Raw genomic sequence first — 18,724 nt, 5'->3', positions numbered from 1 at the left:
TCGAAAAATAGCACTTGACCAATATATATGAAAAATGAAGGAGAGTAAAGAAAAAAGCCATGCGACAATGCACACGGCTTAAATCAAATTACATATCTATATTTTCTAATTCTTCATTTAACTCTAACCACTCTAATTCTAAAAGCTCATGCTGTTCCTTTTCAGTAGCCAATTCGTCTTGTAGTTGGGCAATTTTTTCATGATCTGTAAAAATTGCAGGGTCACAGAGAGCTTCCTCTAATCTATCAATGGAGACTGTCGTTTCTTGCATCTTGCCTTCTAATTCTTCGATAGTACGTCTTATTTGCCGTTCGCGCTTTTTTGCCTCTTTATCAATTTTGGAGGTAGAGGACTTATCAGGTAGTTCCTGCTGTAGTTGCGGTTGGGAAGTACTTTTCATTTGTGCTAGCTCCAACAGCTCCTGTTTTTTCTCTACATAATAATCATAGTCCCCTAAATATTCAAACGACCCAGTTCCAGACAACTCCACTACCTTCGTAGCGATACGATTAATGAAGTAGCGGTCATGGGAGACGAATAGAAGCGTTCCAGGGTAATCGATCAAAGCATTTTCCAGTACCTCTTTACTATCTAAATCTAGATGGTTTGTAGGCTCATCGAGAATTAAAAAATTGGCCTTTTGCATCATTAGTTTTGAAAGTGCCAGTCGTGCTTTCTCACCGCCTGATAAAGAAGAGACGGTTTTATCCACATCTTCTCCACTAAATAGGAAACGTCCTAATACGGTGCGAATATCTTTTTCATTCATAAGCGGCCATTCATCCCATAGCTCTTTTAAGACACTTTTATTGCTTGAAAGCTTTGCTTGCTCTTGATCATAATAGCCAATTTGTACATTCGTACCATAACGGATATCACCTGCTAGAGGTGTTAAATCTTTCACAATCGTTTTTAATAATGTCGATTTACCAACTCCGTTTGGTCCAACAAGAGCAATCCGATCCTCGCGAAAAGTACGTAGCTTAATCCCACTAGATATGCGCTGATCGTTATAGCCGATTGTTAAATCATCAACGGATAATACATCATTTCCACTTTGACGTTCAATCGTAAAACCAAAACTAGCGGATTTCTCATCACCATCCGGCGATTCCATCCAGTCTGTTCGTTCAAGCATCTTCCGTCGACTTTGTGCCATTTTTGTTGTAGAGGCACGTGCAATATTCTTTTGGATAAAATCCTCTAGCTTGGCCTTTTCGTCTTGCTGACGCTCAAAAAGTTTGACATCACGTTCATAGTTTTTAGCTTTTTCATCTAAATAAGCACTGTAGTTGCCTGTAAATTTTGTGACACGATGACGTGAAACTTCGTAGACAATGGAAACAACTTGGTCTAAGAAGTAGCGGTCATGGGAAACAATTAAAATAGCGCCCTCATAGTTCTTTAAATAAGATTCTAACCAAGATAATGTTTCAATATCTAAATGGTTCGTAGGCTCATCGAGAATTAGTAGGTCTGGTTTACTCAATAAAAGCTTAGCTAGTGCTAAGCGTGTGCGTTGTCCACCAGATAGTGAGCTAATAGGTTTATCATAGTCTTCCGGATAGAATTGCATGCCGTGAAGCACTGAGCGTATGTCCGATTCATATTGATAGCCGCCAGCATCCTTAAATGTATGCTGTAGTTGATCGTATTCCGACATAACTTTGGCATACAGAGTAGGATTTTCATAAACAGTAGGATCTGCCATTTGCTGTTCGAGCGAGCGGAGTGTTTGTTCTTGAACTAAAAGGGGTTCGAAAATGGTCATCATTTCATCCCAAATAGTTAACGTAGAATTTAATCCGGCATGTTGCTCTAAATAGCCAACCTGGATGCCCTTTGGAATAATGATATCCCCTGAGTCATAGGACATTTGACCAGCGATTATTTTTAATAAAGTAGATTTACCTGCACCGTTGCGCCCTACTAAGGCAACGCGATCACGGTGTTGAACTTCTAATTTCACACCACTTAAAATTTCATCTGCAAGAAAGGATTTAGTTAGTTGATTGACCTGTAAAACAATCATTCTTGACACCTCAATTCTACCTTAGTGTAATGGATGAACGATTTGCATGCAATGTCGGTGCTTTACTTATTCCGAGCAGTCATGTAAGATTGAAACGATTTCTTTTTAGTTAGCTGCGTACAAAGCGCCATTAACTAAAGAGAAATACGCTAGTGGATTGAAAAATGTTGTATATAGTTAAGGATAAATGTATTAAAATTAGTACAGTAAAATTGATTGAGTTTCATCTTAAGGAGGAGAAAGTTTGAAACAAGAATTAAAAATTCCACAAGCCACTACAAAAAGACTTCCTCTTTACTATCGATTTATTCAAAACTTTGCACAAGAAGGTATGGAACGTATTTCGTCGAAGGAACTGAGTGAAGCGATGAAAATAGATTCTGCAACCATTCGCCGTGACTTTTCTTATTTTGGTGCTCTTGGAAAGAAAGGCTATGGCTACGATGTACAGCATCTATTACAATTTTTTAGCCAGACGCTTGATCAACATGAAACAACAAAAGTAGCGTTAATTGGCGTGGGGAATTTAGGCAGTGCATTATTAAAATATAATTTTCAAAAAAACCACAACACTCATATTGTTGTAGCATTTGATTCGAAAGCGCCGAAGGATGGCAAAATGATTAGTAACATTCCTGTTTTTCATCCTGATTTGCTGGAAGAAAAGTATGCAGAATACGGGGCAGAGCTAGCTATTTTAACAGTATCACCACGCTCTGCGCAAAAAATGGCAGATCGTTTAGCGGCTATGAATGCAAAGGGAATTTTAAACTTTACGCCCGAGCGCTTAACGGTGCCAGATAGCATGCAGCTCTTAACCATTGATTTATCGGTAGAATTGCAAGCGCTTATTTATTTAATTCGGAATCAGGAAGTGTGAAAATTTTACATATTTTATAGTGGAGTTCACTGTTTCTGTCAAATAGTAATTTTAAATAAAACAAGGTAAAATCAGTGAGAGTGACGAAAAACTTTCACATATAATTAGTTAGCAAAATGGCGAAATATGCGTTAAAATGATGGATATAAAGAGGAGGTGGCTGTAATGGGCGGTATTGGTCCTATGAGCCTCATTATTATCGGAGTTGTCGCGTTACTAATTTTTGGTCCTAAAAAGTTACCAGAGCTTGGTAAAGCATTTGGTTCAACACTACGTGAATTCAAAAATGCTACTAAAGGTTTAGCCGACGAAGATGATGATGACAAGAAAAAGAAAGAACTAGATAAGTAAGTTAGGATGTTGAGGAATGAATCCAAAAGATCTAACTGTCATTGAGCATATAGAAGAATTAAGAAAACGGCTGTTCATTGTTGCCGTTTTCTTTGTTCTCGCTATGGCCGGCGCCTTTTTTGTCGCCAAGCCACTTGTTAAATATCTTCAAGCTACCGGAGCAAAATATAATATTGAGCTCCATGCATTTGACGTAGTAACACCACTAGCAATTTATATTCAAGTTGTTTTTTTAATTGCATTTATTCTTTCATCGCCAGTATTAATGTATCAATTGTGGTCATTTATTAGTCCAGGATTAAGGGAAGTAGAGCGAAGAGCAACCTTAAGCTATATACCATATTCATTTTTATTGTTTATCGCAGGGTTATCTTTTTCATACTTTTTATTATTCCCGTATGTCATCAAATTCATGATGAATTTATCAAATGATTTAGATATTAAGCAAACAATTGGAATACATGAGTATTTTACATTTTTATTTAAACTCACAATACCATTCGGTTTTCTATTCCAATTACCTATTGTAGTATTGTTCTTTTCACGGATAGGTATATTGAGTCCAGATCTACTAATTCGTATTCGTAAATATTCATACTTTGGTTTATTTGTATGTGCTGCTCTCATTGCACCACCTGAATTGGCGTCTCATTTAATGGTATCAGTGCCCCTATTTATCCTGTATGAAATTAGTATTATGATATCTCGAGTTGGTTATAGGAAATATTTAAAATCAGAGGAAATTCGATTAAAAGAAGAGCAGGAAGCTGAGCAAAAACGCCAGATTGAAGAGGCTCTTGAGCAACAACGACGACAAATAGAAGAATTGAATAAACAGTAATAGATAAAGCTCGGTGCCTACATAAAGGCACCGAGCTTTTGTATTTTTGACAACTTTATAGAGCTTTACAAAAATTTATTGCATTTTTTCTAGTTCTTGAAGAAACTTTTGCAATGGTTCTGCATAGAATTGTACAAGTGTCACAAATCCATTCAGCATGACATGTGCAATAATGGAAGTCCAAATACGTTTTGTTTTGTGATATAAAAAGGCGAAGATCAAACCACAAATTGTATAAAGTAAAATATGGGAGAAGTCGAAGTGGATAATCGCAAAGAATATAGCACTTACTATTGCCGCCACCCAAAAGTTTGTTGTTTGGACAAGTGATCCAAATATAACTCTACGGAAGACGAACTCTTCTAAAATGGGACCAAATACAACGATCGCTAATATGGCAATAGGAGCTCCTTTAGCTATAGCGACAATATCAGCGGTATTTTGGGAACCTCCTTCAATACCAAAAACCGCCATTTCAATAGCTGCTCCAATCATTTGACCGAAAAATACAAGGAAGAAACCAAGAATACCCCAAACAATTGTGAGTGGTATCGTTTCTTTTTTTCCTTGATAAACGTTCCAAAAGGCTTTATCACGGGATGTTAAGATTAAACTTAAAATGAGCGCCACGGCAAAGCTAAGCGCAATATACCATCCTTGAGTTATTGGTGCTGCTTGCTCAGAAGCTAGGCCAGTCATCTTCATAACCAGCTTGTGAAACGGTAAGAGCAACCATCTGCTTGAGATATGCATGAGGATATAAATCAGTAAAACATATAGAGCTGTTTTTTTATGTTTTGTTACTTTTGGAGAATTAGTCACAGTCAAAATCCTTTCCATTCATAGGCTTCCTTTCTATTGTAGATGAATATGGAAAGAAAACAAAATTTTTCGAAGTTCTGACTTGCAAAAAAAAGTGTGATTGATTATCATAATAATTGTGTTAGCACTCGATGTTATAGAGTGCTAATAAATTCAACAATTATTATTATTAGGAGGTTGTTTCACTTGTTAAGACCACTAGGAGATCGTATTGTAATTGAACTAATCGAGGTAGAAGAAAAATCTGCATTCGGTATTGTACTACCTGACTCTGCAAAAGAAAAACCACAAGAAGGTAAAGTTGTAGCAGTTGGGACAGGTCGTGTTTTAGAGAACGGACAACGTGTAGAGCTTGACGTTAAAGTTGACGACCACATTATTTTCTCTAAATACGCTGGTACAGAAGTTAAATTTGAAGGTAATGAATACCTAATTTTACGCGAAAGCGATATTCTTGCAATTATTGAATAATATTTGATGCACCTTAAATTAAGGTGAATGCTTATTGTTTCTTGATCGAAAAGTGACAATAAGATGAAATTGATATAAATATATTGAAGAAGCTTAACGAATATTCCATTTCAGGAGGGTAAATTCTCATGGCAAAAGATATTAAATTCTCAGAAGACGCTCGTTCATTAATGTTACAAGGTGTAGATAAATTAGCAAATGCGGTAAAAATAACATTAGGTCCAAAAGGGCGTAATGTAGTATTAGAAAAAAAATTTGGTTCACCATTGATTACAAATGATGGTGTGACAATCGCAAAAGAAATCGAGCTGGAAAATCCATACGAAAACATGGGAGCAAAATTAGTAGCTGAGGTTGCTTCTAAAACAAACGAAATCGCTGGTGATGGTACAACTACTGCAACAGTTCTAGCACAAGCAATTATTCGTGAAGGCTTGAAAAATGTGACAGCTGGCGCAAACCCTGTAGGTATCCGTAAAGGTATTGATAAAGCTGTTGCTGCGGCATTAACGGAATTACACTCGATTTCTCGACCTGTAAGCAATAAAGATGAAATCGCACAAGTTGCTGCTATTTCAGCTGCTGATGATGAAGTTGGACAACTTATTGCTGAAGCGATGGAGCGTGTAGGTAATGATGGTGTTATTACAATTGAAGAATCTAAAGGCTTCACAACAGAGCTTGATGTAGTAGAAGGTATGCAATTTGACCGTGGCTATGCGTCACATTACATGGTAACAGATACAGATAAAATGGAAGCAGTTCTAGATAACCCATATATCTTAATTACAGATAAAAAAATTACAAATATCCAAGAAGTATTACCATTATTAGAACAAGTGGTACAACAAGGTCGTCCACTTTTAATGATTGCTGAAGACGTTGAAGGAGAAGCACTTGCAACACTTGTTGTGAATAAGCTTCGTGGTACATTCAATGCTGTAGCAGTAAAAGCACCAGGTTTTGGTGATCGTCGTAAAGCAATGCTAGAAGATATCGCTATCTTAACTGGTGGACAAGTGATTACAGAAGAATTAGGCTTAGACTTAAAATCAGCTGATATTTCTTCACTTGGTCGTGCTGCAAAAGTAGTTGTGACAAAAGACAATACTACAATTGTTGAAGGTGTAGGCGGTGCAGATGCAATCGAAGCACGTATTGGCCAAATCCGAGCACAACTTGCTGAAACAACTTCAGAATTCGATAAAGAAAAACTTCAAGAACGTCTTGCGAAATTAGCAGGTGGTGTAGCAGTTATTAAAGTAGGGGCTGCAACAGAAACAGAGCTTAAAGAGCGTAAACTTCGTATTGAAGATGCTTTAAACTCAACACGTGCAGCTGTTGAAGAAGGGATCGTATCAGGTGGTGGTACTGCACTTCTTAACGTATATGCAGCAGTTGAAAAAGTGGCTGAATCTGAAGCAGGCGACGTAGCAACAGGAGTGAAAATCGTCCTTCGTGCTTTAGAAGAGCCAGTTCGCCAAATTGCTAACAACGCAGGTCTTGAAGGCTCTATCATCGTGGATCGCCTAAAACGTGAAGAAATTGGCATTGGTTTCAATGCAGCAACAGGCGAATGGGTAAACATGATGGAAGCAGGCGTAGTAGACCCAGCGAAAGTAACTCGTTCAGCTCTACAAAACGCTGCCTCTGTAGCTGCACTGTTCTTAACAACAGAAGCAGTAGTTGCAGACATTCCAGAACCAGCTGGCGCAGGTATGCCAGATATGAGTGGAATGGGCGGCATGCCAGGAATGATGTAAGGGATTATTCACTTCCATCTTGTGAAATAATTACTGGTCATGTAAATAATTAATTTCAATCACAATAACCACTTCTCGGTAAATGAACTGCCCCGTAAAAGTTAGACATTAATCTAACTTTTACGGGGGTTTTTTTATGACAAAAGTAAGTGTTGAACAACGTATTCAAGCAGTTCAACGATATTTAAATGGAAATGAAACTTTGATCGAAATTGCGAATGATATCGGTGTTACAGCTCAGATTGTCAGTGAATGGGTTCGCCGTTATCAAAAAAATGGCGTAGAGACTTTCTTAAAGTCCTATACAAACTATTCAGCTGACTATAAAATGAATGTACTTAATTATATGAACGAGACAGGTACATCTTCGAGAGACACAGCTGCACTATTCAATATTTCATCTCCTGGCATGATTCGGAATTGGAAGTTGAAGTTTGAAGTTGGTGGTTATGATGCTCTTGTTTCTAAGAAAAAGGGGCATCTATCTATGAAAAAAGAGACAAAAAGAACAACGAAATCAACACCAGCTGAAGGATCTGTTGAGGCGTTAGAAGCACGAATCAAACAATTAGAAATGGAGAATGCGTACTTAAAAAAGTTGAATACTTTAGTTCAAATGCAAGAAAAATTACCAATCAAATCAAAGCGCAAGTAATTTATGAACTAAAGGAAATCTATGAAGTAGTGGAATTAATCAAAGTCGCTGATATTCCACGTAGTACGTATTATTACTGGGAAAAGCGTTTGAATCGTCATGATAAATACGCTGATGTGAAAGTCGCAATTCAGTCCATTTATCATGAACATAAGGGACGTTATGGTTATCGTCGGATCACCAAAGAACTAAAAAAATTTGGTATTCATCATGATCCGAAAACGATTAACTGCTTGATGAATGCCATTGGCATAAAGTGTGAAGTCCGCATGAAGAAATATCGTTCGTATAAAGGTAACGTCGGAAAAATTGCCCCAAACATATTACAACGCGATTTTACAGCGGAAAAAATGAACGAGAAATGGGTAACAGACGTGACAGAGTTCCATCTATTTGGTGAGAAACGCTATTTATCACCCGTCCTTGATCTATGTAATGGCGAAATCATTGCATACTCGGTTATGAAGCGTCCAGTGTATAAACTAGTCCATAATATGTTAGAACAAGCATTGGAGCGCCTTGAATCAAGTGATCAAGTTATTCTTCATTCAGATCAAGGTTGGCATTATCAAATGAAAAAGTATCAACAAACATTAAAGCAACATGGTATTACGCAGAGTATGTCCCGTAAGGGTAATTGTTTGGACAACGCAGTCATCGAAAATTTCTTTGGCTTATTAAAATCTGAACTCCTGTATCTACAAGAATTTGAATCTATGGCACATTTTGAACAGGAGCTCAATGACTATATTCACTACTACAATCACAAACGAATGAAAGAAAAATTAAAAGACCTAAGCCCGGTGGAGTACCGAACTCAGGTCTTAGCAGTTGCTTAACTAAATATGTCTAACTTTTTTGGGTCAGATCAAAACAAGAGAAGTGGTTTTTTTGTTGCTTAACTTTGCCTATCAATACTTTTTAGATGATAGATTGCACTGAAATCCAAGTAATAAATGTTGAGGATATTACTTATAATCATGTGATAGCATTTGATGAACTATGACTTGATTTAATGCAATTGTGTAGGTACTCTACGTTTTAGAGATGTTGAACCCTGTTACAACTTTCTGTTATTATTATCCTAATTGCATAATATAAACCAATATATAATGATAAAAAATTACTGAGGGGTTATAACATGAAGAGAACAACAAAATCGGTTATCAGTATCATTGTCATTTTCATCATTTTCGGTGGAGCATTTGGTTATATTAAATCCACTGAACATATGGAGAAGCCTGTCCCTGAAAAAGAAAAAGCAATTGTTGAAAATGATGGTGTAATTCTTGAAAGTAAACCTGTTACAAAAGAAGAATTGCTTTATCCTGACAATTTAATAGAACACAAAGTAAACGAAGCCATTCATAACATGTCCCACCAAAAAGTTGAAGCTAGTGTAAAATGGGGCCACACTGAAATCACACAAGAAAAAGTTGATCGATTGTTGGCTGTATGCAAAATGAACGATTATAAATATAAAGAACTTTACATTTCAATATTGGAAAGATGGTCGAAGGGTGATTTTTCTCATGCTGTAGAGGATCATAACGCAATTTGGGAGATGCAAGGTGGCGAAGAATCAAGAAATTCAGGAAGAGCGACGCGTCTATTGAGACCCGAAGAGGAGCGAGCTTATATTGAACACAATTTAAAAGCAGATTTATATGATAAATAACACTCAGCAAAGGGTGTTATTTTTTTATTTGTCGGCCCTTTACCAGTCTGCAGTTAAAAAATGGAGAGCTAGTTTTTTGTGTTTTTTAATAAAAAAATCTAATAAAAAAATTTTCCTGTTGTTTTTCCTTAGATTATCCCTTACAATACGAAATGTAAAATGATAATGATAATCGTTATCATTTGAGATAATTTGGATAATTGAGGTGACATTTTGGATAATCAGGAAGCTAACAGAATAGGGATGGGCAATATATATTATGTCATCATCTTGCTATTAATCGGCTCCATTATAATATCTGCCGTTTTTTCTGTATCAATTGGTCAGGTCAGTATACCCTTCAAGCAATCAATGGATATCTTGTTGCATGCTGTATCTAATGGAAAGTTTGGCACACTCGATAGTGTGGATAGTGAGTCCTATTTGAATATTATTTTACAGGTCAGAATGCCACGTGTTATTTTTGCACTGCTCATCGGTATTGGACTTGCTTTATGTGGGGCTGTGATGCAAGCAGTTGTACAAAATCCTCTTGCTGATCCATACATACTTGGTATTTCTTCAGGGGCATCATTGGGTGCAACCTTTGCCATTTTAGTTGGCTTTGGCAGCAGTGCATTGCTGGCACAATTCGGGGTTGCCTTTGGCGCATTTGCAGGAGCCATGCTTACTTCTATGGCCGTGCTAATTTTATCTAGTATTGGTGGTAAAGCAACATCGGTAAAGCTCGTCTTATCTGGTGTTGTGATAGGTGCATTATGTAGCTCATTTTCAAGTCTTATTATCTTTTTTGCCAATAATGCTGAGGGCATAAAAACCGTTACTTTTTGGTCTATGGGAAGTTTAGCCTCTGCAAGCTGGGATAAAACACCGATTTTAGCAATCGTCATCGTATTAGGAGCTGCATTATTTCTTTTTCAACATCGAGTGCTGAATACGATGTTACTTGGAGATGAATCTGCTATCACATTAGGTATCAATTTAAGTGTTTACCGTAAATTGTATATGATTCTCACATCGCTAATAACAGGAACGATGGTTGCTTATGCAGGTATGATTGGTTTTGTTGGCTTAATTATTCCACATATTACGAGAGGGATTTTCGGGGCGGATCATAAACGATTAATGCTAGGAACGTTACTCTTAGGAGGACTTTTCATGATATGGGCAGATATTTTGTCTCGAACATTGATCGAGAATGTTGAACTACCGATTGGCATCATTACTTCTGTCATTGGATCACCATTATTTATCTATATGATTGTAAAAAAAGGTTACAACTTCGGAGGGTAGAACAATGGAATTAGTAGCGAAGGAAATAGAAGTAAAGATAGGAAAGAAGGAAATTGTAAAAAACATCTCCATTCATGTAAACAAGCAGCAATTTGTGGGCTTAATCGGACCAAATGGATGCGGAAAGTCAACTTTACTGAAAAGTATTTATAAAAGCTTAGTGCCACAAAAAGGGATGGTTTTTTTAGATGATTTAGACGTTTTGAAAAGCCCAGAAAAGAAAATCTCACAGCATTTAGGGGTGGTAGGGCAATTCAATGAAATGCATTTTGATTTAACCGTTCAGCAAATGGTGATGTTAGGCAGAACACCTCATAAAAAAATGTTAGAGTCTGATAATCAAAATGATTTTGAAATTGTCGAAGAGGCATTAGCACGCACGAACTTACAAGCTTACAAGGGACGTAGTTTCCTTTCATTATCTGGTGGCGAAAAGCAACGGGTTATTTTAGCGAGAACAATTGCCCAGCAGCCTAAATTTATGATCTTAGATGAACCAACGAATCATCTAGATATTCGTTATCAAATTGAAATACTTTCTTGTGTGAGAAGCTTAAATATTGGAGTGTTAGCAGCACTTCATGATTTAGAAATGGCTGCACATTACTGTGATTATCTTTACGCAGTAAAAGATGGTGAGGTTTATGCGCATGGTACGCCCGAGGAAGTTTTAACACCCGAAATAATAGAAGCTTTATATCATATTAAGTGTCAAACGTTTACTAATCCAGTGACGAATGGATTAGGATTTGCATATGGACTATAGGAGGAGCAACAACATGAAGAAAAAATTATTACTAGGAATTGGTTTGGCCGCTTTATTAACGTTAACAGCTTGCGGTAATACTAGCAAAAATACTTCAGAAGAAGCACAAACAAAAGAGCATTATCCATTAACTATTGAAAACTTTACAAAGGCTGAAGGTGGTTCGACTTGGGACAAGAAAGATCAAGTATTCGATAAGGCACCTGAAAAAATTATGGCAAACACACGCCCAGCAGCAGAATTATTATTGCATTTAGGACTAGGCGATAAAATCGTTGGTGTTGGTGCAAACTTTGGTGCTGTCGATAAATCTGTGGAAGAGGAATACTCAAAATTAAATATATTAAGTGATGAATATGTAGGGAAAGAGGTTACATTAGGAACTAATCCAGATTTAGTATTTGGTCGTGGTGGCTTATTTGATAATGCTGAATGGGGAGTAGGCACAGTAGATTCACTAAACGAAATGGGTATTAAAACATTTGTTTTAGAATCATCAATCACAGGTGGCACGTATGATTCTATTTATAAAGACATCGAAAATATCGGTGAAATTTTCAATGTTCAAGACAAGGCAACTAGCTTCATTAAAGAATTAAAAGATCGACAACAAGACATTACTTCTAAATTAGAAAGTATTAAAGAAGAAAAAACATTTGCTTATTTGCATACAAATGATCCAAAGGAACTTTTTGTATACCCAGCACATGATGAAACATTCTTTAATGACGCATTTAAAATGGTTAAGCTAGATAATATTTTCAAAGATGAAACAGGAGATGTTAGTGTGGAAACAGTAATTGCATCTGATCCAGATGTGTTAATTCTTCCAAACTGGGATGGTTCTGATCTGACAAAAGTTCGTGAAGAAATCTATGCTAACCCTAAGCTTTCGAGCATGAAGGCTATTAAAAACAAACAAATTTATATTGTAGATTACAATTATATGTTTGGTTATGGCTATAATACAATAGATGGTATGGAAGCCTTAGCGAAAGAAATGTATCCAGATTTATTTAAATAAACTGTATTGGAGCTGCCCATTGGTCTATAAAACAGACATAATAGGCAGCTTTTTTGTTCATAAACAAGGAGGAGAAATGATAGTTTTCTCCTCCTTGTTTGATTACTGTAGAAGCTGCTGTCTATTTAATGTTGTTATTTTTACATTGGTAGAGCTATTGTTCCAGCATATGGTGACAGGATGACGTTGATCAAGATAAAGTAATTGCGTTGAAAGATCTGCTCTTGTCGTTTTAATATCAATAGTATCAAGCAAGTGAGGCGATAGGTTAGGAAATAAGCCTGTTTTAAAAAGAGCCTCTTTTAATGTCCAAAGTTCATAAAAAGCATGTAGAGGCTGATGAAGGGCCATATGGAACTCTTGTTTAGATAATGCATAGTGCATAATATCTTTATTCACTGGCTTTATTTTTTCAACATCAATGCCTACTCGCCCGTTTGTTGTTAGGGCCAGGACAATCCAATCACCAGAGTGAGAGAGATTAAAATCGCCTTCCCAGTGTTTGTGATTCGCTACAGTTGGACGACCATAAATGTCTTGAGTAATATGGCATACAGCCTTATTCATGAATGGGAGGAGCGCCCACCTGATAAGGGTGTTACCTAGCAAGGCTCTTTGGCGGTCCTGCCATTGCTTGTACTGCCTGATATTTTTTTGGACATGAAAAGGGAGCATTATAGTAAACGCATTCCATTCTTCGGAAGTTAACTGTCCCCCTAATGGGAGTGCAAAAAGCTGTATATCATTTGTGTTCATCGTATATTGACTTGTTTGGGCTCAGGAAAGTAACCTATTTCGATCCCATATTCAATCATTTGATGAATAAATGCTGTATTTGGTACAGCACATTCAATACTTGCATTTGCTAGAAATTCAATCGTTTTTTTGCAGTTAAAGATAAATGGGGAGTCACTAGCTCCATCACCTTCTAGCTGTGCAATAGCTAAAGCTAAATATTCTTGTACTTCTATAGAATGGTCATCATGTAATAGCCAATTTGTATACTCTTGCTTTGTCATGACTTGTAAATCATAGCCAAACTCCTTTATCATGTCGATTAATTCTAAATAAGTAAGTGATACAGGATTACATAGGTGGAAGACATGTCCATTTGCTGCTGGTTGATTAGCTAGGCATACTAATGCTTGGCTAGCATAATTAATCGGTGTGAAGTCTACATGCCATTGTACGGAAGGTGTTTTACCTAAATAAAGCATAGATTTAATCATTCGGTAAAAGGCGTTATCATTGATATTTCGTTGGAATTTTCCTGTTTCAGAATGACAACTTAAATTACCTACACGATAGATAGAAATAGGAATCGCGTCATGTACAGCATTTCTTACGAGATTTTCTGCTTCCAGCTTACTTTGTGTATAGACACTACGAAGCTGCATATCGTAGTTGAAATCGCCTTTTGCCTCATCTGGTCCCCATTGAATGGCAGCGAGCTCCTCTGGAATGCCGATTGTTGATACATAATGAAAATGAATACCAGGTTTACCCTTTGCCAATTCAAGTAAATAACGTGTCCCATTTACATTAACATTATTAAAATGATCCGTTGCTCCGAAGTGACGTACATCGGCTCCACAGTGGATGATGGCATCGATTTCTTCTATTAGAACCTGTTTATCTTCGCTAGTTAAATGAATGTTCTTCTTTCCTAAATCGCCTTGAATGACGGTTATTCGATTCTCCATATGTTTAGTGATGGTATGTCCAAAGTAAAATTGCATACTGTCCTTTAGCTTATCCTCTAAAGTGGCCTTTTCACTTGGTCGAATAAGACAATAGATATGCGCTTTTGTTGTCACTAGCAGCTCGTATAATACATGGCTTCCTAAATAACCTGTCGCACCTGTTAATAAAACCGAAGTCATCGGTAACGGCTTCACCGTTTCTGAAACTGGAAGCTTACTAGGCTCCATTAAATCCTTATAGACAAAGTTTTTAGGTGTTGTTTCCACGTCCAAATCTTCAGGCTGATAGTTGCCAATATATTGATCTAATTCAGCAATCGTTTGATATTGGAAAAAATCCTGAATCTTTAGGAATGGTATATGCTTCTTCACTTGGACAAGAATTTCAAGTACTTTTAATGAATGTCCACCAATGTGAAAGAAGTTATCGTGAATGCCTATTGGACTGTTGCCAAGTACATACTCCCATGCATTCGCTAGTAAAAGCTGTGTATCATTTTCAGGGGCAACGTATAGATGACTCCGTGATAATGTTACATCCAATGTAGCCAACTGCTTGCGATCGATTTTGCCAGTAGGGGATAGTGGCATTTCTAGCAATTCGATGAATCGTTCAGGTACCATATAATCTGGTAAAAGATTGTTTAAGTAGTCTCTTAAAACTTGTTCCTCTAGCTGTATACCATTTGCCGCTGTGTAGTAAGCAAATAAATGGTTTTGGCCGTCAGACATTTTCTTAGCTATGACCACAGATTCCTGAATGATAGGATGATTGCTTAGAACGGTCTCAATTTCTCCAAGCTCAATACGAAAGCCTCTTACTTTAATTTGTGAATCTTTCCGTCCTACAAATTCAATGACACCACTAGGTAATAGGCGGACTAAATCACCTGTTCGATACATTTTTTGATCTGGTTTAAACAGATGAGGAACAAAGGCCTCTGCTGTTTTTTCAGGTTGATGTAAATATCCTGCTGCTAGGCCAGCTCCTGCAATACATAATTCGCCTGTTACATGAACCGGGCAAAGCTGTTCATCCTTATTCACCACATACATCTCATAATTGGCAATTGGTCTGCCAATAGGAATACTTGATTGCATGTCTGTTAACTGACTTTTTATCTTGAAGTAGGAGGTTAAAACTGTACATTCAGTTGGTCCATAGACATTAATAATTTCTGTAGAATAACCGAATTTTTCTTGCCATTTTTGGACAATAGCAGGCAATAGGGCTTCGCCGCCAACCGATAGATATTGTAGCGTCATCAACTTGTCCCGATAATCTATAGGTAAATGTGTGGCTAGTTGTGTAAAGAAAGCGTTCGGTACAGTTGCAGTTGTTACTTGCTCTCGTGCAATCATATCGGCAAATGCTTCTATTGAAAGACGCTCAATACTTGCGAGCATATGGAGTCTTGCACCAGAAAAGAAAGCGGTAAAAGTCTCTGTTACAGAGGGATCAAAACTGTAAGAAATAAACTGAGAAAATACATCTTCTTCAGTCGAATGGTAAATTCTTTGATTATCTGTTATTAGGTTAATAACGGCTGTATGTTTAAGCAAAACACCCTTAGGTTTACCAGTAGAACCAGATGTATAAATAATATAGGCTAAATCGGATGGAAGTAGGTTACATGGTAAATCCTCTTGTGAAAGGCCACTCTCCATTTGATTGATTGTTAGCACTGTGCGTGATTGGAACTCATTATGTATTAGGTCATTCAGTAAGTCATTATATTCGTTTTTCGTTATGATAAATGGTGCACCAGTATCATGTAAGAGATATTGGCAACGTTCTTTTGGATAACTCGGATCAATAGGAACATAAACACCACCAGCTTTTAGCACGCCTAACAAACTGATGATAGTTTCCTTGCTACGGTCCATAATAATTGCCACATAGTCACCTTTTTGTAGACCATTGGCGATTAGAATATGTGCAACTTGATTAGATTTTTGATTTAACTGACGATAGGTCATCTTGCCATCTTCATAGGAAAGAGCGATACGGTCTGCAAACTGTTGTGCTACTTGATAAAATACTTGCGGTATCGTGATATTTTTATCATAGTCAGCCATTGTACGATTTAATGTTTGATAGGCTAAAGTATCCTCTTCATTTAATAGCTTTGTATGATTGGATAGTAGCGTATCTTGTTTAGAAAAATGCTTTTTAAACTGTGATGTAGGACAATCAAATTCTCGTTTATTATTCAATCATTACAACTCCTATTTTAGAAAAGGGCAGTCACTTATGTAGGAATTTTTAAGTCCTTTAGCTCCAGCAGAAAGTATTCTGTAGAAGCTAAGGGACCAAAAACACCGTATAAGGGCAGCCCTTTCTCTTTTTATTTCACTACAAAGGTATTGACAACATTCAATAATTCTTCAGATAACTCGGATAGTACTTGAGCTTCCTCAGACACTCGCTGTACTGTATTTAGCTGAGAGGCAGAAGTTGCAGCTACTGCTCTTGTACTTTCTTTAGAGTTGATGGAGAAGTCCTCCATATCTTTAACTGCGGAAGTCACTTGTTCCATGCCAGCCGCCATTTCTTCAATAGTTGCGGACAGCTCTTGTATTTGTCCAGTTACATGATGAATAGATGTTAATATTTGACTAAATGATTGTTCTGAATCGTTTATCATGACAATACCATGATCGACTTCCTCTACCGCACGAACCATGACATTCACAGATTCATTTGTATCGTGCTGAATATGAGAAATAAGCGTGGAAATTTCTCGGGCTGAGGCCTCAGACTGTTCAGCTAGCTTACGTACTTCATCAGCTACAACGGCAAAGCCACTGCCAGCTTCTCCTGCACGGGCAGCTTCAATAGCTGCATTTAAGGCTAGGAGATTTGTTTGAGAGGCAATTCCGGTAATAATGCCGACAATTTCTTCAATTTTATTAGAATGATCGCCAAGCAATTTAACAGATGCTGCTGATTGATTGACTGCCTGACTAATCGCATTCATTTGAGCGACAGACTTATTAGTTGATTCATTCCCTCTTTCAGCTTCCTCAGATGCTAAGATAGAAGATTCCGAAATCTGATTGGATGTCATAGCAATACGTTGAATTCCAATACTCATTTCTTCTATTGTAATGGTACTTTCATTGGCTCTTTGAACTTGAAGATCAGCTGCACTCGCAATTTCTTGCATAGAAGATGTCACATTATTATAGGAATCAGAAGTTTCCTGCATGTTCGTAGACAAAATATTGGCTGTGTTTGAAACACGTGCAGATACATTTGTTGTACTCTTAATAACAGTTTTTAAATTTTCAATCATCAAATTAAAGTTTTGCGTAAGCGTTCCTACTTCATCCGTTGAAGTAACTGGTAGAGGATCGAGCTCTAAATTACCTTCTGCTACTTTTTTAGACTGTAGGGAAAGCTGTTGAATCGGTGTTAATTTTTTTCTTAAAAGAGTATACACAGCAATGGATGAACCAATTAAGAAAATAACCGTTACTACCAATGTCCAAAGTGCCTCTGACATAGCCTTGCCAGTTACCATCGAAACGTCATAATCAATAGCATATGCAGCTAGCATAGTTCCATCATCATCTAAAATTGGTGTAAGGCCAGTTTTATAGCTACCAAACTCATCACTATAGATATCTGTAGCTGTAGCTTCTTTTGTCTCAAAAACTTCTTTAATTCTCGCTAGGAAATCAGGTGATAAACCCATAGCAATCATGTCCTGATTATACTCAGCACCTAGTTCAAGTATACTAGAAGATAGGACAGGTGCATTAATATTTTCACCATCAACTGTAATTAAAAAGAGATTGGTAATGCTATCTGAATAATCATTAATAGCATCCATTTCCTTCGTCAGTCGAATTGCATCAGAGTTACTATCTGAAGGATTATCTAAGATTGATTTCAATGTGTTCACATCAATTGTTTTGGCTAAGATCATACCTTTGTCATCAAGCGATTGATTCATATCTGTTAAATTACTATTTCTTACTATATAATAAGAAAGCCCTAAAGTAACTAACCCAAACAGTAATAAAATACTTACCATTATAACGGTTATTTTTTTACTAATGGACATATGCTGCTTCTTACGTTTTTTCATGCTTTTCCTCCTAATTATATTATACCGATTATTTCATGTTAAGGATGAGAAATGGGTATTGTTATCGATGAAATAAAAGCTAATTCAATGTAAAGTCTAGATGTCATTCATAGAATTCCAGATGCATTCTCAATAAATATGTACCAGTGAAAAATAATCTAATTATCCCCTAACAATAAACTACTATACTGCCAAAAAAAATGATTCACAACCCAGAAAACTTACTATTTGCAGTGTAGATTTAAATAGGTAAACGAAGATATTTAGTGTTATAGTCTATATATTTTGTAGCTTAGACAATATTTTTATGAAAATTCAAAGGGTAAATAATATAAAAAACAAGTATGC

15 protein-coding genes are annotated in these 18,724 nt (G+C 36.8%); 10 read left to right on the top strand and 5 right to left on the bottom strand.

From position 1 onward, the window contains the following. Positions 1-88: 88 nt before the first annotated feature. Positions 89-2,032: an ABC-F family ATP-binding cassette domain-containing protein gene (locus MKX57_RS21465; protein WP_107922865.1), complete on the bottom strand. Its 1,944-nt coding sequence runs from the start codon at positions 2,030-2,032 to the stop codon at positions 89-91. 244 nt (positions 2,033-2,276) lie between these two features. On the opposite strand from MKX57_RS21465, the gene MKX57_RS21460 reads away from it, so the two are divergent. From MKX57_RS21460 to tatC, 3 genes are all read left to right on the top strand, one after another. Continuing rightward, positions 2,277-2,912 (top strand): redox-sensing transcriptional repressor Rex, encoded by a 636-nt coding sequence (locus tag MKX57_RS21460; RefSeq protein ID WP_012291935.1) that lies wholly within the window; start codon positions 2,277-2,279, stop codon positions 2,910-2,912. A 165-nt stretch (positions 2,913-3,077) separates the two neighbouring features. Then, positions 3,078-3,263: a twin-arginine translocase TatA/TatE family subunit gene (locus MKX57_RS21455; RefSeq protein ID WP_008176991.1), complete on the top strand. Its 186-nt coding sequence runs from the start codon at positions 3,078-3,080 to the stop codon at positions 3,261-3,263. Positions 3,264-3,279: 16 nt separating this feature from the next. Beyond that, positions 3,280-4,104 carry a twin-arginine translocase subunit TatC gene (gene tatC / locus MKX57_RS21450; protein ID WP_008176990.1) on the top strand — a complete coding sequence of 275 codons (825 nt, stop codon included), beginning with the start codon at positions 3,280-3,282 and terminating at the stop codon, positions 4,102-4,104. 75 nt (positions 4,105-4,179) lie between these two features. Here the strand turns inward: tatC and MKX57_RS21445 are convergent, their stop codons facing one another. Then, positions 4,180-4,944: a type II CAAX endopeptidase family protein gene (locus MKX57_RS21445; RefSeq protein ID WP_036120942.1), complete on the bottom strand. Its 765-nt coding sequence runs from the start codon at positions 4,942-4,944 to the stop codon at positions 4,180-4,182. 168 nt (positions 4,945-5,112) lie between these two features. Between MKX57_RS21445 and groES the strand changes: the two genes are divergently transcribed. From groES to MKX57_RS21410, 7 genes are all read left to right on the top strand, one after another. Further along, positions 5,113-5,397, top strand: coding sequence for a co-chaperone GroES (gene groES, locus MKX57_RS21440; RefSeq protein ID WP_008176986.1), 285 nt, complete (start codon positions 5,113-5,115; stop codon positions 5,395-5,397). A gap of 128 nt (positions 5,398-5,525) precedes the next feature. Continuing rightward, positions 5,526-7,160, top strand: a complete 1,635-nt coding sequence (groL, locus tag MKX57_RS21435) for a chaperonin GroEL (RefSeq protein WP_008176984.1) — start codon at positions 5,526-5,528, stop codon at positions 7,158-7,160. A gap of 136 nt (positions 7,161-7,296) precedes the next feature. Next, positions 7,297-8,654, top strand: a protein-coding gene (locus tag MKX57_RS21430) for an IS3 family transposase (RefSeq protein WP_085961709.1) whose coding sequence is annotated in 2 segments (ribosomal slippage) — positions 7,297-7,750 and positions 7,750-8,654 — 1,359 coding nt in all. Because the reading frame shifts where the segments join, the coding sequence is not laid out codon by codon here. 302 nt (positions 8,655-8,956) lie between these two features. Next, positions 8,957-9,493 (top strand): DUF6241 domain-containing protein, encoded by a 537-nt coding sequence (locus tag MKX57_RS21425; RefSeq protein ID WP_089987155.1) that lies wholly within the window; start codon positions 8,957-8,959, stop codon positions 9,491-9,493. A 243-nt stretch (positions 9,494-9,736) separates the two neighbouring features. Then, positions 9,737-10,786 (top strand): iron ABC transporter permease, encoded by a 1,050-nt coding sequence (locus MKX57_RS21420; protein ID WP_171366050.1) that lies wholly within the window; start codon positions 9,737-9,739, stop codon positions 10,784-10,786. 4 nt (positions 10,787-10,790) lie between these two features. Further along, positions 10,791-11,552, top strand: a complete 762-nt coding sequence (locus MKX57_RS21415) for an ABC transporter ATP-binding protein (protein WP_089987153.1) — start codon at positions 10,791-10,793, stop codon at positions 11,550-11,552. Positions 11,553-11,565: 13 nt separating this feature from the next. Continuing rightward, positions 11,566-12,576, top strand: a complete 1,011-nt coding sequence (locus MKX57_RS21410; RefSeq protein WP_342550592.1) for an ABC transporter substrate-binding protein — start codon at positions 11,566-11,568, stop codon at positions 12,574-12,576. Positions 12,577-12,678: 102 nt separating this feature from the next. Here the strand turns inward: MKX57_RS21410 and MKX57_RS21405 are convergent, their stop codons facing one another. From MKX57_RS21405 to MKX57_RS21395, 3 genes are all read right to left on the bottom strand, one after another. Then, the gene (locus MKX57_RS21405; protein ID WP_258955003.1) at positions 12,679-13,143 is read right to left on the bottom strand and encodes a 4'-phosphopantetheinyl transferase superfamily protein; all 465 of its coding nucleotides are present in this window, start codon (positions 13,141-13,143) and stop codon (positions 12,679-12,681) included. 185 nt (positions 13,144-13,328) lie between these two features. Continuing rightward, the gene (locus MKX57_RS21400; RefSeq protein WP_342550591.1) at positions 13,329-16,496 is read right to left on the bottom strand and encodes an amino acid adenylation domain-containing protein; all 3,168 of its coding nucleotides are present in this window, start codon (positions 16,494-16,496) and stop codon (positions 13,329-13,331) included. Positions 16,497-16,627: 131 nt separating this feature from the next. After that, positions 16,628-18,376 (bottom strand): HAMP domain-containing methyl-accepting chemotaxis protein, encoded by a 1,749-nt coding sequence (locus tag MKX57_RS21395; protein WP_008176967.1) that lies wholly within the window; start codon positions 18,374-18,376, stop codon positions 16,628-16,630. Between the last annotated feature and the right edge of the window lie 348 nt (positions 18,377-18,724).

The organism is Lysinibacillus sp. FSL M8-0216, from assembly GCF_038595555.1.
GTDB lineage: Bacteria > Bacillota > Bacilli > Bacillales_A > Planococcaceae > Lysinibacillus > Lysinibacillus fusiformis.
This window is presented reverse-complemented; position numbering and strand designations above follow the sequence as displayed.